The organism is Pseudomonas sp. PL-6, assembly GCF_054110165.1.
In genome coordinates this window covers 4,605,580-4,621,201 of the sequence record NZ_CM134189.1, presented here as the reverse complement: position 1 = coordinate 4,621,201, position 15,622 = coordinate 4,605,580, and the positions used below count along the sequence as shown (strand labels likewise).

Annotated in this window: 20 protein-coding genes; all 20 read left to right on the top strand. The window is 59.7% G+C overall.

Annotated elements, in window-relative coordinates:
* The first annotated feature begins 29 nt into the window (after nucleotides 1-29).
* Nucleotides 30-4,229, top strand: coding sequence for a DNA-directed RNA polymerase subunit beta' (gene rpoC, locus ACW9UL_RS20225; protein WP_021445872.1), 4,200 nt, complete (start codon nucleotides 30-32; stop codon nucleotides 4,227-4,229).
* Between the two features lie 157 nt (nucleotides 4,230-4,386).
* Nucleotides 4,387-4,758, top strand: a complete 372-nt coding sequence (gene rpsL / locus ACW9UL_RS20220) for a 30S ribosomal protein S12 (RefSeq protein ID WP_003463319.1) — start codon at nucleotides 4,387-4,389, stop codon at nucleotides 4,756-4,758.
* Between the two features lie 103 nt (nucleotides 4,759-4,861).
* Nucleotides 4,862-5,332, top strand: coding sequence for a 30S ribosomal protein S7 (gene rpsG / locus ACW9UL_RS20215; protein ID WP_021445873.1), 471 nt, complete (start codon nucleotides 4,862-4,864; stop codon nucleotides 5,330-5,332).
* Nucleotides 5,333-5,362: 30 nt separating this feature from the next.
* A complete protein-coding gene (gene fusA / locus ACW9UL_RS20210; protein WP_031303874.1) occupies nucleotides 5,363-7,492 on the top strand; it encodes an elongation factor G in 2,130 nt (709 codons plus the stop codon).
* A gap of 30 nt (nucleotides 7,493-7,522) precedes the next feature.
* Nucleotides 7,523-8,716 carry an elongation factor Tu gene (gene tuf / locus ACW9UL_RS20205; protein WP_397497818.1) on the top strand — a complete coding sequence of 398 codons (1,194 nt, stop codon included), beginning with the start codon at nucleotides 7,523-7,525 and terminating at the stop codon, nucleotides 8,714-8,716.
* Nucleotides 8,717-8,872: 156 nt separating this feature from the next.
* Nucleotides 8,873-9,184: a 30S ribosomal protein S10 gene (gene rpsJ / locus ACW9UL_RS20200; protein ID WP_003243886.1), complete on the top strand. Its 312-nt coding sequence runs from the start codon at nucleotides 8,873-8,875 to the stop codon at nucleotides 9,182-9,184.
* Between the two features lie 83 nt (nucleotides 9,185-9,267).
* Entirely contained in the window at nucleotides 9,268-9,897 is a 630-nt protein-coding gene (gene rplC, locus ACW9UL_RS20195) for a 50S ribosomal protein L3 (RefSeq protein ID WP_122108897.1), read from the top strand.
* 14 nt (nucleotides 9,898-9,911) lie between these two features.
* Nucleotides 9,912-10,514: a 50S ribosomal protein L4 gene (rplD, locus tag ACW9UL_RS20190; protein WP_021444332.1), complete on the top strand. Its 603-nt coding sequence runs from the start codon at nucleotides 9,912-9,914 to the stop codon at nucleotides 10,512-10,514.
* Nucleotides 10,511-10,810 carry a 50S ribosomal protein L23 gene (gene rplW / locus ACW9UL_RS20185; protein ID WP_021444331.1) on the top strand — a complete coding sequence of 100 codons (300 nt, stop codon included), beginning with the start codon at nucleotides 10,511-10,513 and terminating at the stop codon, nucleotides 10,808-10,810. The genes rplD and rplW overlap by 4 nt, the downstream gene beginning before the upstream one ends.
* A gap of 14 nt (nucleotides 10,811-10,824) precedes the next feature.
* Nucleotides 10,825-11,649, top strand: a complete 825-nt coding sequence (rplB, locus tag ACW9UL_RS20180; RefSeq protein ID WP_021444330.1) for a 50S ribosomal protein L2 — start codon at nucleotides 10,825-10,827, stop codon at nucleotides 11,647-11,649.
* Nucleotides 11,650-11,665: 16 nt separating this feature from the next.
* The gene (gene rpsS / locus ACW9UL_RS20175) at nucleotides 11,666-11,941 is read left to right on the top strand and encodes a 30S ribosomal protein S19 (RefSeq protein WP_031303186.1); all 276 of its coding nucleotides are present in this window, start codon (nucleotides 11,666-11,668) and stop codon (nucleotides 11,939-11,941) included.
* A gap of 11 nt (nucleotides 11,942-11,952) precedes the next feature.
* Nucleotides 11,953-12,285 (top strand): 50S ribosomal protein L22, encoded by a 333-nt coding sequence (rplV, locus tag ACW9UL_RS20170; protein WP_003103908.1) that lies wholly within the window; start codon nucleotides 11,953-11,955, stop codon nucleotides 12,283-12,285.
* A 13-nt stretch (nucleotides 12,286-12,298) separates the two neighbouring features.
* Nucleotides 12,299-12,985, top strand: coding sequence for a 30S ribosomal protein S3 (gene rpsC, locus ACW9UL_RS20165; RefSeq protein ID WP_021444327.1), 687 nt, complete (start codon nucleotides 12,299-12,301; stop codon nucleotides 12,983-12,985).
* Nucleotides 12,986-12,997: 12 nt separating this feature from the next.
* A complete protein-coding gene (gene rplP / locus ACW9UL_RS20160) occupies nucleotides 12,998-13,411 on the top strand; it encodes a 50S ribosomal protein L16 (RefSeq protein ID WP_003243901.1) in 414 nt (137 codons plus the stop codon).
* The gene (gene rpmC, locus ACW9UL_RS20155; protein WP_003463299.1) at nucleotides 13,411-13,602 is read left to right on the top strand and encodes a 50S ribosomal protein L29; all 192 of its coding nucleotides are present in this window, start codon (nucleotides 13,411-13,413) and stop codon (nucleotides 13,600-13,602) included. The genes rplP and rpmC overlap by 1 nt, the downstream gene beginning before the upstream one ends.
* A gap of 2 nt (nucleotides 13,603-13,604) precedes the next feature.
* Nucleotides 13,605-13,871, top strand: coding sequence for a 30S ribosomal protein S17 (gene rpsQ / locus ACW9UL_RS20150; protein ID WP_031303185.1), 267 nt, complete (start codon nucleotides 13,605-13,607; stop codon nucleotides 13,869-13,871).
* Between the two features lie 23 nt (nucleotides 13,872-13,894).
* Nucleotides 13,895-14,263 (top strand): 50S ribosomal protein L14, encoded by a 369-nt coding sequence (gene rplN / locus ACW9UL_RS20145; RefSeq protein ID WP_003243907.1) that lies wholly within the window; start codon nucleotides 13,895-13,897, stop codon nucleotides 14,261-14,263.
* Nucleotides 14,264-14,274: 11 nt separating this feature from the next.
* On the top strand, nucleotides 14,275-14,589 hold the full coding sequence (rplX, locus tag ACW9UL_RS20140; RefSeq protein ID WP_003243909.1) for a 50S ribosomal protein L24: 315 nt from the start codon (nucleotides 14,275-14,277) through the stop codon (nucleotides 14,587-14,589).
* A gap of 19 nt (nucleotides 14,590-14,608) precedes the next feature.
* Nucleotides 14,609-15,148 carry a 50S ribosomal protein L5 gene (rplE, locus tag ACW9UL_RS20135; RefSeq protein ID WP_003243911.1) on the top strand — a complete coding sequence of 180 codons (540 nt, stop codon included), beginning with the start codon at nucleotides 14,609-14,611 and terminating at the stop codon, nucleotides 15,146-15,148.
* Nucleotides 15,149-15,162: 14 nt separating this feature from the next.
* Nucleotides 15,163-15,468, top strand: coding sequence for a 30S ribosomal protein S14 (rpsN, locus tag ACW9UL_RS20130; RefSeq protein ID WP_003463288.1), 306 nt, complete (start codon nucleotides 15,163-15,165; stop codon nucleotides 15,466-15,468).
* Nucleotides 15,469-15,622: the final 154 nt, after the last annotated feature.

Genomic DNA, 15,622 nt, shown 5'->3' with positions numbered 1-15,622 from the left:
CACTCCCTGCTCCGCCAGGAGGAAAGGCCTTGAAAGACCTACTGAATCTGCTGAAAAACCAGGGTCAGATCGAAGAGTTCGACGCCATCCGTATCGGATTGGCCTCGCCCGAGATGATCCGTTCGTGGTCGTTCGGTGAAGTAAAAAAACCGGAAACCATCAACTACCGTACGTTCAAGCCTGAGCGTGACGGCCTGTTCTGCGCCAAGATCTTTGGCCCGGTCAAGGATTACGAGTGCCTGTGCGGCAAGTACAAGCGCTTGAAGCATCGCGGCGTGATCTGCGAGAAGTGCGGCGTGGAAGTGGCCCTGGCCAAGGTTCGTCGTGAGCGCATGGCGCACATCGAACTGGCCTCGCCGGTCGCCCACATCTGGTTCCTCAAGTCGCTGCCGAGCCGTATCGGCCTGCTGATGGATATGACCCTGCGTGACATCGAGCGCGTGCTCTATTTCGAGAGCTACGTGGTGATCGATCCGGGCATGACCACCCTCGAGAAGGGCCAGCTGCTGAACGACGAGCAGTACTTCGAAGCCCTCGAAGAGTTCGGTGACGACTTCGACGCGCGCATGGGCGCCGAGGCCGTTCGCGAGCTGCTGCACGCCATCGACCTGGATCACGAGATCGGCCGCCTGCGCGAAGAGATTCCGCAGACCAACTCCGAGACCAAGATCAAGAAGCTGTCCAAGCGCCTGAAGTTGATGGAAGCCTTCAAGGACTCCGGCAACCTGCCGGAGTGGATGGTGCTGACCGTTCTGCCGGTGCTGCCGCCGGATCTGCGTCCGCTGGTACCGCTGGATGGTGGCCGCTTCGCGACTTCGGATCTGAACGATCTGTACCGCCGCGTGATCAACCGTAACAACCGTCTCAAGCGCCTGCTCGACCTGTCGGCGCCGGACATCATCGTGCGCAACGAAAAGCGCATGCTGCAGGAGGCGGTCGACGCCCTGCTCGACAACGGCCGTCGCGGTCGCGCCATCACCGGCTCGAACAAGCGCCCGCTGAAGTCGCTGGCCGACATGATCAAGGGTAAGCAAGGTCGCTTCCGTCAGAACCTGCTCGGTAAGCGCGTGGACTACTCCGGTCGTTCGGTTATTACCGTGGGCCCGACCCTGCGTCTGCACCAGTGCGGTCTGCCGAAGAAGATGGCCCTGGAGCTGTTCAAGCCGTTCATTTTCGGCAAGCTGGAAATGCGTGGTCTGGCGACCACCATCAAGGCCGCCAAGAAGATGGTCGAGCGCGAGCTGCCGGAAGTGTGGGACGTGCTCGCTGAAGTGATCCGCGAACACCCCGTCCTGCTCAACCGCGCCCCGACCCTGCACCGGCTGGGTATCCAGGCGTTCGAGCCGGTCCTGATCGAAGGTAAAGCGATCCAGCTGCACCCGCTGGTCTGCGCCGCGTACAACGCCGACTTCGACGGTGACCAGATGGCCGTTCACGTGCCGCTGACCCTGGAAGCCCAGCTCGAAGCACGCGCACTGATGATGTCGACCAACAACATCCTGTCGCCAGCCAACGGTGAGCCAATCATCGTGCCGTCGCAGGACGTGGTACTGGGTCTGTACTACATGACCCGTGAGGCGGTGAACGCCAAGGGCGAGGGTCGCGTGTTCGCCGACCTGCAGGAAGTCGACCGCGTGTTCCGCGCCGGCGAAGCGTCCCTGCACGCCCGCGTGAAAGTGCGCATCAACGAGACCATCAAGGAAAAGGACGGCTCGATCACCAAGAACACCCGCATCGTCGACACCACCGTCGGCCGCGCGCTGCTGTTCCAGATCGTCCCGGCCGGCCTGTCCTATGACGTGGTCAACCAGTCGATGAAGAAGAAGGCGATCTCCAAGCTGATCAACCAGTGCTATCGCACCGTGGGTCTGAAGGACACCGTGATCTTCGCCGACCAGCTGATGTACACCGGTTTCGCCTACTCGACCATCTCCGGTGTGTCGATCGGCGTGAACGACTTCGTCATCCCGGACGAAAAGGCGCGCATCATCGACGCCGCCACCGAGGAAGTGAAGGAAATCGAGTCGCAGTACGCCTCCGGCCTGGTCACCCAGGGCGAGAAGTACAACAAGGTGATCGACCTCTGGTCGAAGGCCAACGACGAAGTCTCCAAGGCGATGATGGCCAACCTCTCGAAAGAGCCGGTGGTCGATCGCGAAGGCAAGACCGTCGAGCAGGAGTCGTTCAACTCCATGTACATGATGGCGGACTCCGGTGCGCGTGGTAGCGCCGCCCAGATCCGTCAGCTGGCCGGTATGCGTGGCCTGATGGCCAAGCCGGACGGCTCCATCATCGAAACGCCGATCACCGCGAACTTCCGCGAAGGTCTGTCGGTTCTGCAGTACTTCATCTCCACCCACGGTGCGCGTAAGGGTCTGGCGGATACCGCACTGAAGACCGCGAACTCCGGTTACCTGACCCGTCGTCTGGTTGACGTGGCCCAGGACCTGGTGGTGACCGAGATCGATTGCGGCACCGAACACGGCCTGCTGATGACCCCGCACATCGAAGGCGGCGACGTGGTCGAGCCGCTGGGCGAGCGCGTACTGGGCCGAGTGATCGCCAAGGACGTGTTCAAACCGGGCACCGAGGACGTCATCGTGCCGGCCGGCACCCTGATCGACGAGCAGTGGGTCGAGTTCATCGAGCTCAACAGCGTCGACGAAGTGGTGGTGCGTTCGCCGATCACCTGCGAAACCCGCTACGGCATCTGCGCCAAGTGCTACGGTCGCGACCTGGCTCGCGGTCACCAGGTCAACATCGGTGAAGCGGTCGGCGTCATCGCCGCCCAGTCCATCGGTGAGCCGGGTACCCAGCTGACCATGCGTACCTTCCACATCGGTGGTGCGGCCAGCCGGACTTCGGCGGCCGATAGCGTGCAGGTGAAGAACGGCGGTGCGATTCGTCTGCACAACCTCAAGCACGTCGAGCGTCTCGACGGCAACCTGGTCGCGGTGTCGCGTTCCGGCGAGCTGGCGATTGCCGACGAGTTCGGTCGCGAGCGCGAGCGCTACAAGCTGCCCTACGGTGCGGTGATTTCGGTGAAGGAAGGCGACAAGGTCGACGCTGGCGCCATCGTCGCCAAGTGGGACCCGCACACCCACCCGATCGTGACCGAAATGAAGGGTACCGTGACCTTCGTCGGCATGGAGGAGGGCATCACCATCAAGCGCCAGACCGACGAACTGACCGGTCTGACCAACATCGAAGTGCTCGATCCGAAGGATCGTCCGGCCGCCGGCAAGGACATTCGTCCGGCCATCAAGCTGGTCGACGCCAATGGCAAGGAGCTGCTGCTGCCGGGTACCGACGTTCCCGCCCAGTACTTCCTGCCGGCCAACGCCCTGGTCGGTGTGGCCGACGGTGCGCAGATCGCGGTCGGTGACGTTATCGCCCGTATCCCGCAGGAAACCTCGAAGACCCGTGACATCACCGGTGGTCTGCCGCGCGTTGCCGACCTCTTCGAAGCCCGTCGTCCGAAGGAAGCTTCGATCCTGGCGGAAATCAGCGGCACCATCAGCTTCGGCAAGGAGACCAAGGGCAAGCGCCGTCTGGTCATCACCCCGACCGATGGCAGCGATCCGTACGAGGAGCTGATTCCGAAGTGGCGTCACCTGAACGTGTTCGAAGGCGAACAGGTGAACAAGGGCGAAGTCATCTCCGACGGTCCGAGCGATCCGCACGACATCCTGCGTCTGCTGGGCGTCAGCGCGCTGGCCAAGTACATCGTCAACGAGATCCAGGACGTGTACCGCCTGCAGGGCGTGAAGATCAACGACAAGCACATCGAGACCATCCTGCGCCAGATGCTGCGCAAGGTCGAAGTGAGCGAGTCGGGCGATTCCAGCTTCATCAAGGGCGACCAGATGGAACTGACCGCGGTGCTGGGCGAGAACGAGCGTCTGGCCGAAGAGGACAAGTTCGTCGCCAAGTACACCCGCGTACTGCTGGGTATCACCAAGGCGTCGCTGTCCACCGAGTCGTTCATCTCGGCGGCATCGTTCCAGGAAACCACCCGCGTCCTCACCGAAGCGGCGGTTACCGGCAAGCGCGACTACCTGCGGGGCCTGAAGGAAAACGTGGTCGTGGGTCGTCTGATCCCGGCCGGTACCGGTCTGGCCTATCACAGCGAGCGCAAGCGCAAGCGTGAAGCCGACAAGCCGGTACGGGTCAGCGCCAGTGAGGTGGAAGCCGCACTGACCGAAGCGCTGAACTCCAGCGGAAATTGAGTCGAGGCCCCGCCGGTTTGCCGGCGGGGCTTTGCCTTGACTGGGGCGTTGAGTCTCTTTAGACTCATGCACCCCTAAATTTGGCAGGGCGCTTGGCTCTGCCATCTTTATTTGTGTGTAGCTAAATAGCGTCGAAAGACAACAGTGGAGCTAGTAGATGGCAACTATCAACCAGCTGGTACGTCAGCCGCGTAAGCGCATCGTCGAGAAATCCGACGTGCCTGCGCTGCAGAACTGCCCGCAACGTCGTGGCGTGTGCACCCGCGTGTACACCACCACGCCGAAAAAACCTAACTCGGCACTGCGTAAAGTATGCCGCGTGCGTCTGACCAACGGTTTCGAGGTTTCCTCGTACATCGGCGGTGAAGGCCACAACCTGCAAGAGCACAGCGTAGTGCTGATCCGTGGCGGTCGTGTAAAGGACCTTCCGGGTGTGCGTTACCACACCGTGCGCGGTTCGCTGGATACCTCCGGCGTCAAAGACCGTAAGCAGGGTCGTTCCAAGTACGGTACCAAGCGTCCGAAATAAGGCCGCCTGATCTTTTTATTTAGTTGAGTCGATAAGAGTAAGGTCGGGCGCGGCGAATGCCGTCAGTCCCGGGCTAACCTGAAGACCGTTTGAGGGCTTATCAATGCCAAGACGTCGTGTAGCAGCAAAGCGTGAGATCCTGGACGATCCGAAATACGGAAGCCAGATCCTCGCTAAATTCATGAACCACGTGATGGAAAGCGGCAAGAAGGCCGTGGCCGAGCGCATCGTTTACGGTGCCCTGGACACTGTCAAAGCGCGCAAGAACACCGATCCCCTGGAGATCTTCGAGAAAGCTCTCGACGCCATCGCTCCGCTGGTCGAAGTCAAGTCCCGCCGTGTCGGCGGTGCTACCTACCAGGTTCCGGTCGAAGTTCGCCCGTCCCGTCGTAACGCCCTGGCTATGCGCTGGCTGGTGGACTACGCGCGCAAGCGCGGTGAGAAGTCCATGGCTCTGCGTCTGGCTGGCGAGCTGCTGGATGCTGCTGAAGGCAAAGGCGCTGCTGTCAAGAAGCGTGAAGACGTGCACCGTATGGCCGAGGCCAACAAGGCTTTCTCGCACTACCGCTTCTAATTCCGGCTCCACTAACTTTGCGAGGGCTTTATGGCTCGTAATACAGCAATTAACCGCTACCGTAACATCGGTATCTGTGCCCACGTTGACGCGGGCAAGACCACCACTACCGAGCGGATCCTGTTCTACACGGGTCTGAGCCACAAGATGGGCGAGGTGCATGACGGCGCTGCGACCACCGACTGGATGGTGCAGGAGCAGGAGCGCGGTATCACCATTACCTCCGCTGCCGTGACCACCTTCTGGCAGGGCTCCAAGGGCCAGTACGACAAGTACCGCGTCAACGTGATCGATACCCCCGGCCACGTCGACTTCACCATCGAAGTAGAGCGTTCGCTGCGCGTGCTCGACGGTGCGGTCGTGGTGTTCTGCGGTACCTCCGGCGTTGAGCCGCAGTCCGAAACCGTATGGCGTCAGGCCAACAAGTACGGCGTTCCGCGTGTGGTTTACGTGAACAAGATGGACCGTGCCGGCGCCAACTTCCTGCGCGTCATCGGTCAGATCAAGAACCGCCTGGGTCACACCCCGGTTCCGGTCCAGCTGGCCATCGGTGCGGAAGACAACTTCGAAGGTCAGGTCGACCTGATCAAGATGAAGGCGATCTACTGGAACGAGGACGACAAGGGTACTTCCTATCGCGAGGAAGAGATCCCGGCCGAGCTCCAGGATCTGGCTGAAGAGTGGCGTTCGAACATGATCGAAGCCGCCGCCGAAGCCAACGAAGAGCTGATGAACAAGTACCTGGAAGGCGGCGAGTTGAGCGCCGAGGAAATCAAGGCCGGTCTGCGTGCGCGCACCCTGGCTGGCGAGATCGTTCCGGCCGTTTGCGGTTCTTCCTTCAAGAACAAGGGCGTGCCCCTGGTTCTCGACGCCGTCATCGACTACCTGCCTGCTCCGACCGAGATCCCGGCGATCAAGGGCATCCACCCGGATGTCATCGACAAGCCGAAGGACGAGCTGACCGACGCCGACTACGACGAGCGTCATGCCGACGATGCCGAGCCGTTCTCGGCGCTGGCGTTCAAGATCGCCACTGACCCGTTCGTCGGTACCCTGACCTTCGTTCGCGTCTACTCGGGCGTTCTGACCTCCGGCGACTCGGTGATCAACTCGGTCAAGGGCAAGAAAGAGCGCGTTGGTCGTATGGTGCAGATGCACGCCAACCAGCGTGACGAGATCAAGGAAGTGCGCGCTGGCGACATCGCGGCCCTGATCGGCATGAAGGACGTCACCACCGGTGACACCCTGTGCGACCTCGACAAGCAGATCATCCTCGAGCGTATGGACTTCCCGGAGCCGGTAATCTCGGTTGCCGTAGAGCCGAAGACCAAGGCTGACCAGGAGAAGATGGGTATCGCACTGGGCAAGCTGGCCCAGGAAGACCCGTCGTTCCGCGTCAAGACCGACGAAGAAACCGGCCAGACCATCATCTCTGGCATGGGCGAGCTGCACCTGGACATCCTCGTCGACCGTATGCGTCGCGAGTTCAACGTCGAGGCGAACATCGGCAAGCCGCAGGTTTCCTACCGCGAAAAAATCACCAAGAGCTGCGAGATCGAAGGCAAGTTCGTTCGCCAGTCCGGTGGTCGTGGCCAGTTCGGCCACTGCTGGATCCGCTTTGCCCCGGCTGACGAGGGTCAAGAGGGTCTGGAGTTCCACAACGAAGTTGTGGGTGGTGTGGTTCCGAAGGAATACATCCCGGCGATCCAGAAGGGTATCGAAGAGCAGATGAAGAACGGCGTCGTCGCCGGCTATCCGCTGATCGGCCTGAAGGCGACCGTATTCGATGGTTCCTACCACGACGTCGACTCCAACGAGATGGCGTTCAAGGTGGCGGCTTCCATGGCGACCAAGCAGCTCGCTCAGAAGGGCGGCGGTGTTGTGCTTGAGCCGATCATGAAGGTTGAAGTTGTAACGCCTGAGGACTACATGGGTGACGTGATGGGTGACCTGAACCGTCGTCGTGGTCTGATCCAGGGTATGGAAGATTCGGTATCGGGCAAAGTGATCCGTGCCGAGGTTCCGCTGGGCGAGATGTTCGGTTATGCGACCGACGTCCGTTCCATGTCCCAGGGTCGCGCGAGCTACTCCATGGAATTCTCCAAGTACTCCGAAGCTCCGGCGAACATCGTCGAAGCACTGGTTAAAAAACAAGGCTAATCCAGCCCTTTAGGCAAGAGGTTCACTGTCGTGGCTAAAGAAAAATTTGAACGTAACAAACCGCACGTCAACGTCGGCACCATCGGTCACGTTGACCACGGTAAAACCACTCTGACCGCTGCTCTGACCCGTGTGTGCTCCGAGGTTTTCGGTTCCGCTCGCGTTGATTTCGACAAGATCGACAGCGCCCCGGAAGAAAAGGCTCGTGGTATCACCATCAACACCGCGCACGTCGAGTACGACTCCAACATTCGTCACTACGCGCACGTTGACTGCCCGGGTCACGCCGACTACGTGAAGAACATGATCACCGGTGCTGCCCAGATGGACGGCGCGATCCTGGTCTGCTCGGCTGCCGACGGCCCCATGCCGCAAACCCGCGAGCACATCCTGCTGTCTCGTCAGGTTGGCGTACCCTACATCGTCGTGTTCCTGAACAAGGCCGACATGGTCGACGACGCCGAGCTGCTGGAGCTGGTGGAAATGGAAGTGCGCGACCTGCTCAGCACTTACGATTTCCCGGGCGACGACACCCCGATCATCATCGGTTCCGCGCTGATGGCGCTGAACGGTCAGGACGACAACGAGCTGGGCACCACTGCCGTCAAGAAGCTGGTTGAGACTCTGGATACCTACATCCCCGAGCCGGTGCGTGCCATCGACCGTCCGTTCCTGATGCCGATCGAAGACGTGTTCTCGATCTCCGGCCGCGGTACCGTGGTAACCGGTCGTGTCGAGCGCGGTATCGTCAAGATCCAGGAAGAAATCGAAATCGTCGGTCTGCGTCCGACCACCAAGACCACCTGCACTGGCGTGGAGATGTTCCGCAAGCTGCTGGACGAAGGTCGTGCTGGCGAGAACTGCGGCGTGCTGCTGCGCGGCACCAAGCGTGATGAAGTCGAGCGTGGTCAGGTTCTGGCCAAGCCGGGCACCATCAAGCCGCACACCAAGTTCGAAGCTGAAGTGTACGTGCTGTCCAAGGAAGAAGGTGGTCGTCACACCCCGTTCTTCAAGGGCTACCGTCCGCAGTTCTACTTCCGTACCACCGACGTGACCGGTTCGTGCGAACTGCCGGAAGGCGTTGAGATGGTAATGCCGGGCGACAACATCAAGATGGTTGTCACCCTGATCAAGCCGATCGCCATGGAAGACGGCCTGCGCTTCGCGATCCGCGAAGGCGGTCGTACCGTCGGCGCCGGCGTGGTTGCCAAGATCGTCGAGTAATCGGTTGATCCGTTAAAGAGAAAAGGGCCCTTCGGGGCCCTTTTCTTTTGAACTGGTTAAAAGTTGACACCCCCTGGGGCCATCCGTACAATTGCGCCTCCTTTCGGCGGGCGTAGTCCGTCCGCAGGGATTAGCAGCTTGGAATCTGAGGTCAAAATGCAAAACCAACAAATCCGTATTCGGTTGAAGGCTTTTGACCATCGCCTGATCGATCAATCTACCCAGGAAATCGTGGAAACCGCGAAACGTACTGGTGCTCAGGTGCGTGGTCCGATTCCTCTGCCTACTCGTAAGGAGCGGTACACCGTTCTGATTTCTCCGCACGTCAACAAAGACGCGCGCGATCAGTACGAAATCCGCACTCATAAGCGTGTGCTGGACATCGTTCAGCCGACGGACAAAACCGTCGACGCGCTGATGAAGCTCGACCTTGCGGCAGGCGTGGAAGTGCAGATCAGCCTCGGCTAAAACCTGGCGGTTTTAGTCGTGTAACGCTCTGAAATGGGCGGCCATAGCGGGTGAAAGCCCCGTACACTCATGAGGTTTACAACATGACTATTGGTGTAGTCGGTCGTAAGTGCGGCATGACCCGCATTTTCACCGAAGAAGGTGTCTCCATTCCGGTCACGGTCATCGAGATCGAGCCGAATCGCGTCACCCAGTTCAAAAACGAGGAGTCCGATGGCTACCGTGCAGTGCAGGTCACTGTCGGCGAGCGTCGCGCCTCGCGCGTCAGCAAGGCTCAGGCCGGTCACTTCGCCAAGGCGAACGTCGCGGCAGGTCGTACCGTTCTGGAATTCCGTCTTGAAGAAGGCGACTACCAGGCCGGCGATCTGATCAACGCTGAAATTTTCCAAGCTGGTCAACTGGTGGATGTCACCGGTCAGTCCAAAGGTAAAGGCTTCGCCGGTACCATCAAGCGTTGGAACTTCCGCGGCCAGGACAACACTCACGGTAACTCCGTTTCTCACCGTGTGCCGGGTTCCATCGGCCAGTGCCAGACCCCGGGTCGTGTATTCAAGGGCAAAAAGATGTCCGGTCATATGGGCGCTGAGCGCGTGACCGTGCAGTCCCTGGAAGTCATTCGCGTAGACGCCGAGCGTAACCTGCTGCTGGTCAAGGGTGCCGTTCCGGGCGCTACTGGCGGCGACGTTATCGTTCGTCCGGCTGTCAAGGCGTAAGGGGAGAATCTGAGATGCAATTGAATGTAAATGGCGCTCAGGCGATCGAAGTGTCCGATGCGACCTTCGGTGGCGAGTTCAACGAGACCCTGGTTCACCAAGCAGTCGTGGCCTACATGGCCGGCGGCCGTCAGGGCACCAAAGGCCAGAAGTCCCGTTCCGACGTTTCCGGTGGCGGCAAGCGCCCGTGGCGTCAGAAGGGCACCGGTCGTGCCCGTGCCGGTACCACTCGTGGTCCGATCTGGCGTGGCGGTGGTGTGACCTTCGCAGCGTCCACCCGCAACCATGAGCAAAAGCTGAACAAGAAGATGTACCGCGCAGCTCTGCGCTCCATCCTTGCTGAGCTGGTGCGTACCGACCGTCTGGTCGTGGTCGAAGACTTCGCCGTTGATGCGCCGAAGACCAAGACCCTGTTGGCCAAGCTGAACGGCATGGGTCTGAACGATGTTCTGATCGTGTCCGATGCTGTTGATCAGAATCTGTACCTGGCTGCCCGCAACCTGCCGCACGTCGACGTTCGCGACGTTCAGGGTTCCGATCCGGTCAGCCTGATCGCGTACGAAAAGGTGCTGGTCACCGTTTCGGCCGTGAAGAAATTCGAGGAGCTGCTGGGATGAACCAGGAACGCGTATTCAAAGTGCTGCTTGGCCCGCACATCTCCGAGAAGGCCACGGTTCTGGCTGACAAGCAAGGTCAGTTCGTTTTCAAGGTCGCTACCGATGCGACCAAGCTGGAAATCAAGAAGGCCGTCGAAAGCCTGTTCAGCGTGAAGGTTGAGCGCGTCACTACCCAGAACGTTCTGGGCAAGAGCAAGCGCACCGCTCGCGGTCTGGGCAAGCGTAACGACTGGAAGAAGGCAGTTATCTCCCTTCAGCCGGGCCAAGATCTCGATTTCACCAGCAGTGCTGAGTAAGGAAGGGGTGCATCATGGCAATCGTTAAGTGCAAACCGACTTCCGCTGGCCGCCGTTTTGTGGTCAAGGTGGTCAACCAGGAGCTGCACAAAGGCGCTCCGTACGCTCCGCTGCTCGAGAAGAAGTCGAAGTCCGGCGGTCGTAACAACAACGGCCGTATCACCACGCGTCACGTTGGTGGTGGTCACAAGCAGCATTACCGTCTGGTCGACTTCCGTCGCAACGACAAGGATGGCATTCCGGCCACCGTCGAGCGCGTGGAATACGATCCGAACCGTACTGCTCACATCGCTCTGCTGAAGTATGCCGACGGTGAGCGTCGCTACATCATCGCGCCGAAGGGCGTGAGCGCTGGCGACCAGCTGGTAGCCGGCAACATGGCGCCGATCAAGCCGGGCAACAGCCTGCAGCTGCGCAACATTCCGGTGGGTTCGACCGTTCACGGTATCGAGCTGAAGCCGGGCAAAGGCGCACAGATCGCGCGTTCCGCTGGCGCTTCCGCGCAGCTGATCGCCCGTGAAGGTGCCTATGTGACTCTGCGTCTGCGCTCCGGCGAAATGCGCAAAGTCCTGGCCGAGTGCCGTGCGACCCTGGGCGAAGTCTCGAACTCCGAGCACAGCCTGCGTTCGCTGGGTAAGGCCGGTGCCAAGCGCTGGCGCGGTGTTCGTCCGACCGTTCGTGGTGTTGCCATGAACCCGGTTGATCACCCGCACGGTGGTGGTGAGGGTCGTACCTCCGGTGGTCGTCATCCGGTGTCGCCATGGGGCTTCCCGACCAAGGGCGCGAAGACCCGTGCTAACAAGCGCACCGACAACATGATCGTCCGTCGTCGCAAGTAAATAGAGGGATACGACAGTGCCACGTTCTCTGAAAAAAGGTCCTTTTATCGATCTTCACCTACTGAAGAAGGTCGAAGCGGCGGTGGAAAAGAACGATCGCAAGCCGGTTAAAACCTGGTCGCGCCGTTCCATGATCCTGCCGCAGATGGTCGGTCTGACCATCGCTGTGCATAACGGTCGTCAACATGTCCCGGTCCTCGTGAACGAAGACATGGTCGGCCACAAACTGGGCGAATTTGCCGGCACCCGTACCTATCGTGGTCACGTGGCCGACAAGAAAGCCAAGCGTTAAGGGGTAAGGAAATGGAAGTAGCCGCTAAGTTGTCGGGCGCTCGCATCTCCGCCCAGAAAGCCCGCTTGGTCGCCGACCAGATCCGCGGGAAGAAGGTGGGCGAAGCGCTCAACCTCCTGGCTTTCAGCAGCAAGAAAGCCGCCGAGATCATGAAGAAAGTGCTGGAGTCGGCCGTTGCCAACGCCGAGCACAACGAAGGCGCAGACGTCGATGACCTGAAGGTCAGCACCGTTTTCGTCAACGAAGGGCGTTCGCTTAAGCGCATCATGCCGCGTGCCAAAGGCCGTGCTGATCGCATCGTCAAGCGGTCTTGCCATATCACTGTCAAGGTTGCGGACAAGTAACGGAGTCGATCAGATGGGTCAGAAAGTACATCCCGTTGGCATCCGCCTGGGAATCGTCAAGGATCACACCTCGGTCTGGTATGCAGATGGTCGCAATTACGCCGACTACCTGAATGCCGACCTGAAGGTTCGTGCATACCTGCAAGACAAACTAAAAAGCGCGTCCGTAAGCCGTATCGACATCGCTCGTCCGGCACAAACCGCACGCATCACCATCCACACCGCTCGTCCCGGCATCGTGATCGGCAAGAAAGGTGAAGATGTTGAGAAGCTGCGTCAGGACCTGACCAAGCAAATGGGTGTGCCGGTGCACATCAACATCGAAGAGATCCGCAAGCCGGAGCTCGACGGTATGCTGGTTGCGCAGAGCGTAGCTCAGCAGCTGGAGCGTCGCGTTATGTTCCGTCGCGCCATGAAGCGCGCTGTACAGAACGCCATGCGCATTGGTGCCAAGGGCATCAAGATCCAGGTGAGTGGTCGTCTCGGCGGCGCTGAAATCGCCCGTACCGAGTGGTATCGCGAAGGTCGTGTGCCGCTGCACACCCTGCGTGCCGATATCGATTACGCCACCTACGAAGCGCACACCACCTACGGTGTGATTGGTGTCAAGGTTTGGATCTTCAAAGGCGAAGTGATTGGTGGTCGCCAGGAAGAGCTGAAGCCGCAAGCACCCGCTCCTCGTAAAAAAGCTGCTAAGTAAGGGGTACGCAAAATGTTGCAACCAAAGCGTACGAAGTTCCGCAAGCAGATGACCGGCCACAACCGTGGTCTGGCTCAGCGCGGTAGCAAGGTCAGCTTCGGCGAGTTCGCGCTGAAGTCTGTCGCCCGCGGTCGTCTCACCGCCCGTCAGATCGAGTCCGCTCGTCGTGCTCTGACTCGTCACGTCAAGCGGGGCGGCAAGATCTGGATTCGCGTGTTCCCGGACAAGCCGGTTACCAAGAAGCCTCTCGAAGTGCGGATGGGTAAAGGTAAGGGTGGCGTCGAATACTGGGTAGCCCAGATCCAGCCAGGCAAGGTCCTGTACGAGATCGAAGGCGTTTCCGAAGAGCTGGCGCGTGAGGCTTTCGCCCTGGCTGCTGCAAAGCTGCCGCTCGCCACCACCTTTGTTAAGCGGACGGTGATGTGATGAAAGCGACCGAACTTCGTGAAAAAACCGCACAGCAGCTGAACGAGCAACTGCTCGGCCTGCTGCGCGACCAGTTCAATCTGCGTATGCAGAAGGCAACTGGCCAGTTGGGGCAGTCTCACCTGCTCTCGCAAGTTAAGCGCGACATCGCTCGTGTGAAAACTGTGCTCAACCAGCAGGCAGGTAAGTGATCATGGCTGAAGCCGAAAAAACAGTCCGTACGCTGACCGGCCGTGTTGTCAGCGACAAGATGGACAAGACCATCACCGTTCTGATCGAGCGTCGCGTCAAGCACCCGATCTACGGTAAATACGTCAAGCGTTCGACCAAGCTGCACGCGCACGACGAGAACAACCAGTGCCACATCGGCGACAAGGTTTCCATCCGTGAAACCCGTCCGCTGGCCAAGACCAAGTCTTGGGCCCTGGTTGAAGTCCTCGAACGCGCAGTCGAAGTCTAAGGGCTAGGGGTCGGAGAAATTTTATGATTCAGACTCAATCCATGCTCGATGTGGCTGACAACAGCGGTGCACGTCGCGTCATGTGCATCAAGGTGCTGGGCGGCTCTCATCGTCGCTACGCCGGCATCGGCGACATCATCAAGGTCACCGTCAAGGAAGCAATTCCGCGCGGCAAAGTGAAGAAAGGTCAGGTCATGACCGCAGTGGTCGTTCGTACCCGTCACGGCGTTCGCCGTGCCGACGGCTCGATCATCCGCTTCGACGGCAACGCTGCTGTTCTGCTGAACAACAAGCAGGAGCCGATCGGTACCCGTATCTTCGGGCCAGTGACCCGTGAACTGCGTTCCGAGAAGTTCATGAAGATCGTCTCGCTCGCCCCTGAAGTGCTTTAAGGAGATCCGACATGCAAAAGATTCGTCGTGACGACGAGATCATCGTGATCGCCGGCAAAGACAAAGGTAAGCGTGGCAAGGTGCTCAAGGTTCTCGCTGACGACCGTCTGGTCGTTGGCGGCATCAACCTGGTGAAGCGCCATACCAAGCCGAACCCGATGTCGGGCGTTCAAGGCGGTATCGTCGAGAAAGAAGCGCCGCTGCACGCTTCCAACGTTGCCATCTTCAACTCTGAGACCAACAAGGCTGACCGCGTTGGCTTCAAGATCGAAGACGGCAAGAAAATTCGTGTCTTCAAGTCCACCCAGAAGCCGGTTGGCGCTTGAGAATCATAGGTAAAACACCATGGCACGACTGAAAGAGATTTACCGGAAGGAAATCGCGCCCAAGCTGAAGGAAGAACTGAAGCTGGCGAACGTGATGGAAGTTCCGCGCATCACCAAGATCACCCTGAACATGGGCCTGGGCGAAGCGATCGGTGACAAGAAAGTCATCGAGAACGCGGTTGCCGACCTCGAGAAGATCACCGGTCAGAAAGTCGTCGTGACTCATGCCCGCAAATCGATCGCCGGTTTCAAGGTTCGTGAAGGTTGGCCGATTGGCGTCAAGGTCACTCTGCGTCGCGAGCGTATGTACGAGTTCCTGGATCGTCTGCTGTCCATCTCCCTGCCGCGCGTGCGTGACTTCCGCGGCCTGAATGCCAAGTCCTTCGACGGCCGCGGCAACTACAGCATGGGCGTGAAAGAGCAGATCATCTTCCCGGAAATCGATTACGACAAAATCGATGCGCTGCGTGGTCTGGACATCACCCTGACTACCACTGCCCGTAACGATGATGAAGGCCGCGCCCTGCTGCGTGCTTTCAACTTCCCGTTCCGCAACTGATCGGAGTCTGGAACATGGCCAAGACAAGCATGAAGAACCGCGAGCTGAAGCGTCAGCAAACGGTTGCCAAGTACGCCAAGAAGCGTGCCGAGCTGAAAGCCACCATCGCCAATCCGAACACCAGTCCGGAAGCGCGTTGGGAAGCCCAGGTCGCTCTGCAGAAGCAGCCGCGTGACGCCAGCGCCTCGCGCCTGCGTAACCGCTGCCGCATCACTGGCCGTCCGCACGGCGTTTACCGCAAGTTCGGTCTGTCGCGTAACAAGCTGCGTGAAGCCGCCATGCGCGGCGACGTACCGGGTCTGGTGAAAGCCAGCTGGTAAGTCGAAACGGAGCCGGCCTCGCGCCGGCTTTGTTTTATCCGAATCAAGCCCCTTTTGGGGCTTGATTCATTTTTGATCGGTCTCTAGAATGTCCGGCTCTCCTGAGCCTGGCATTTTGCATGCCGAGCTTTTGGATGATCCCACAGCCTTCGGG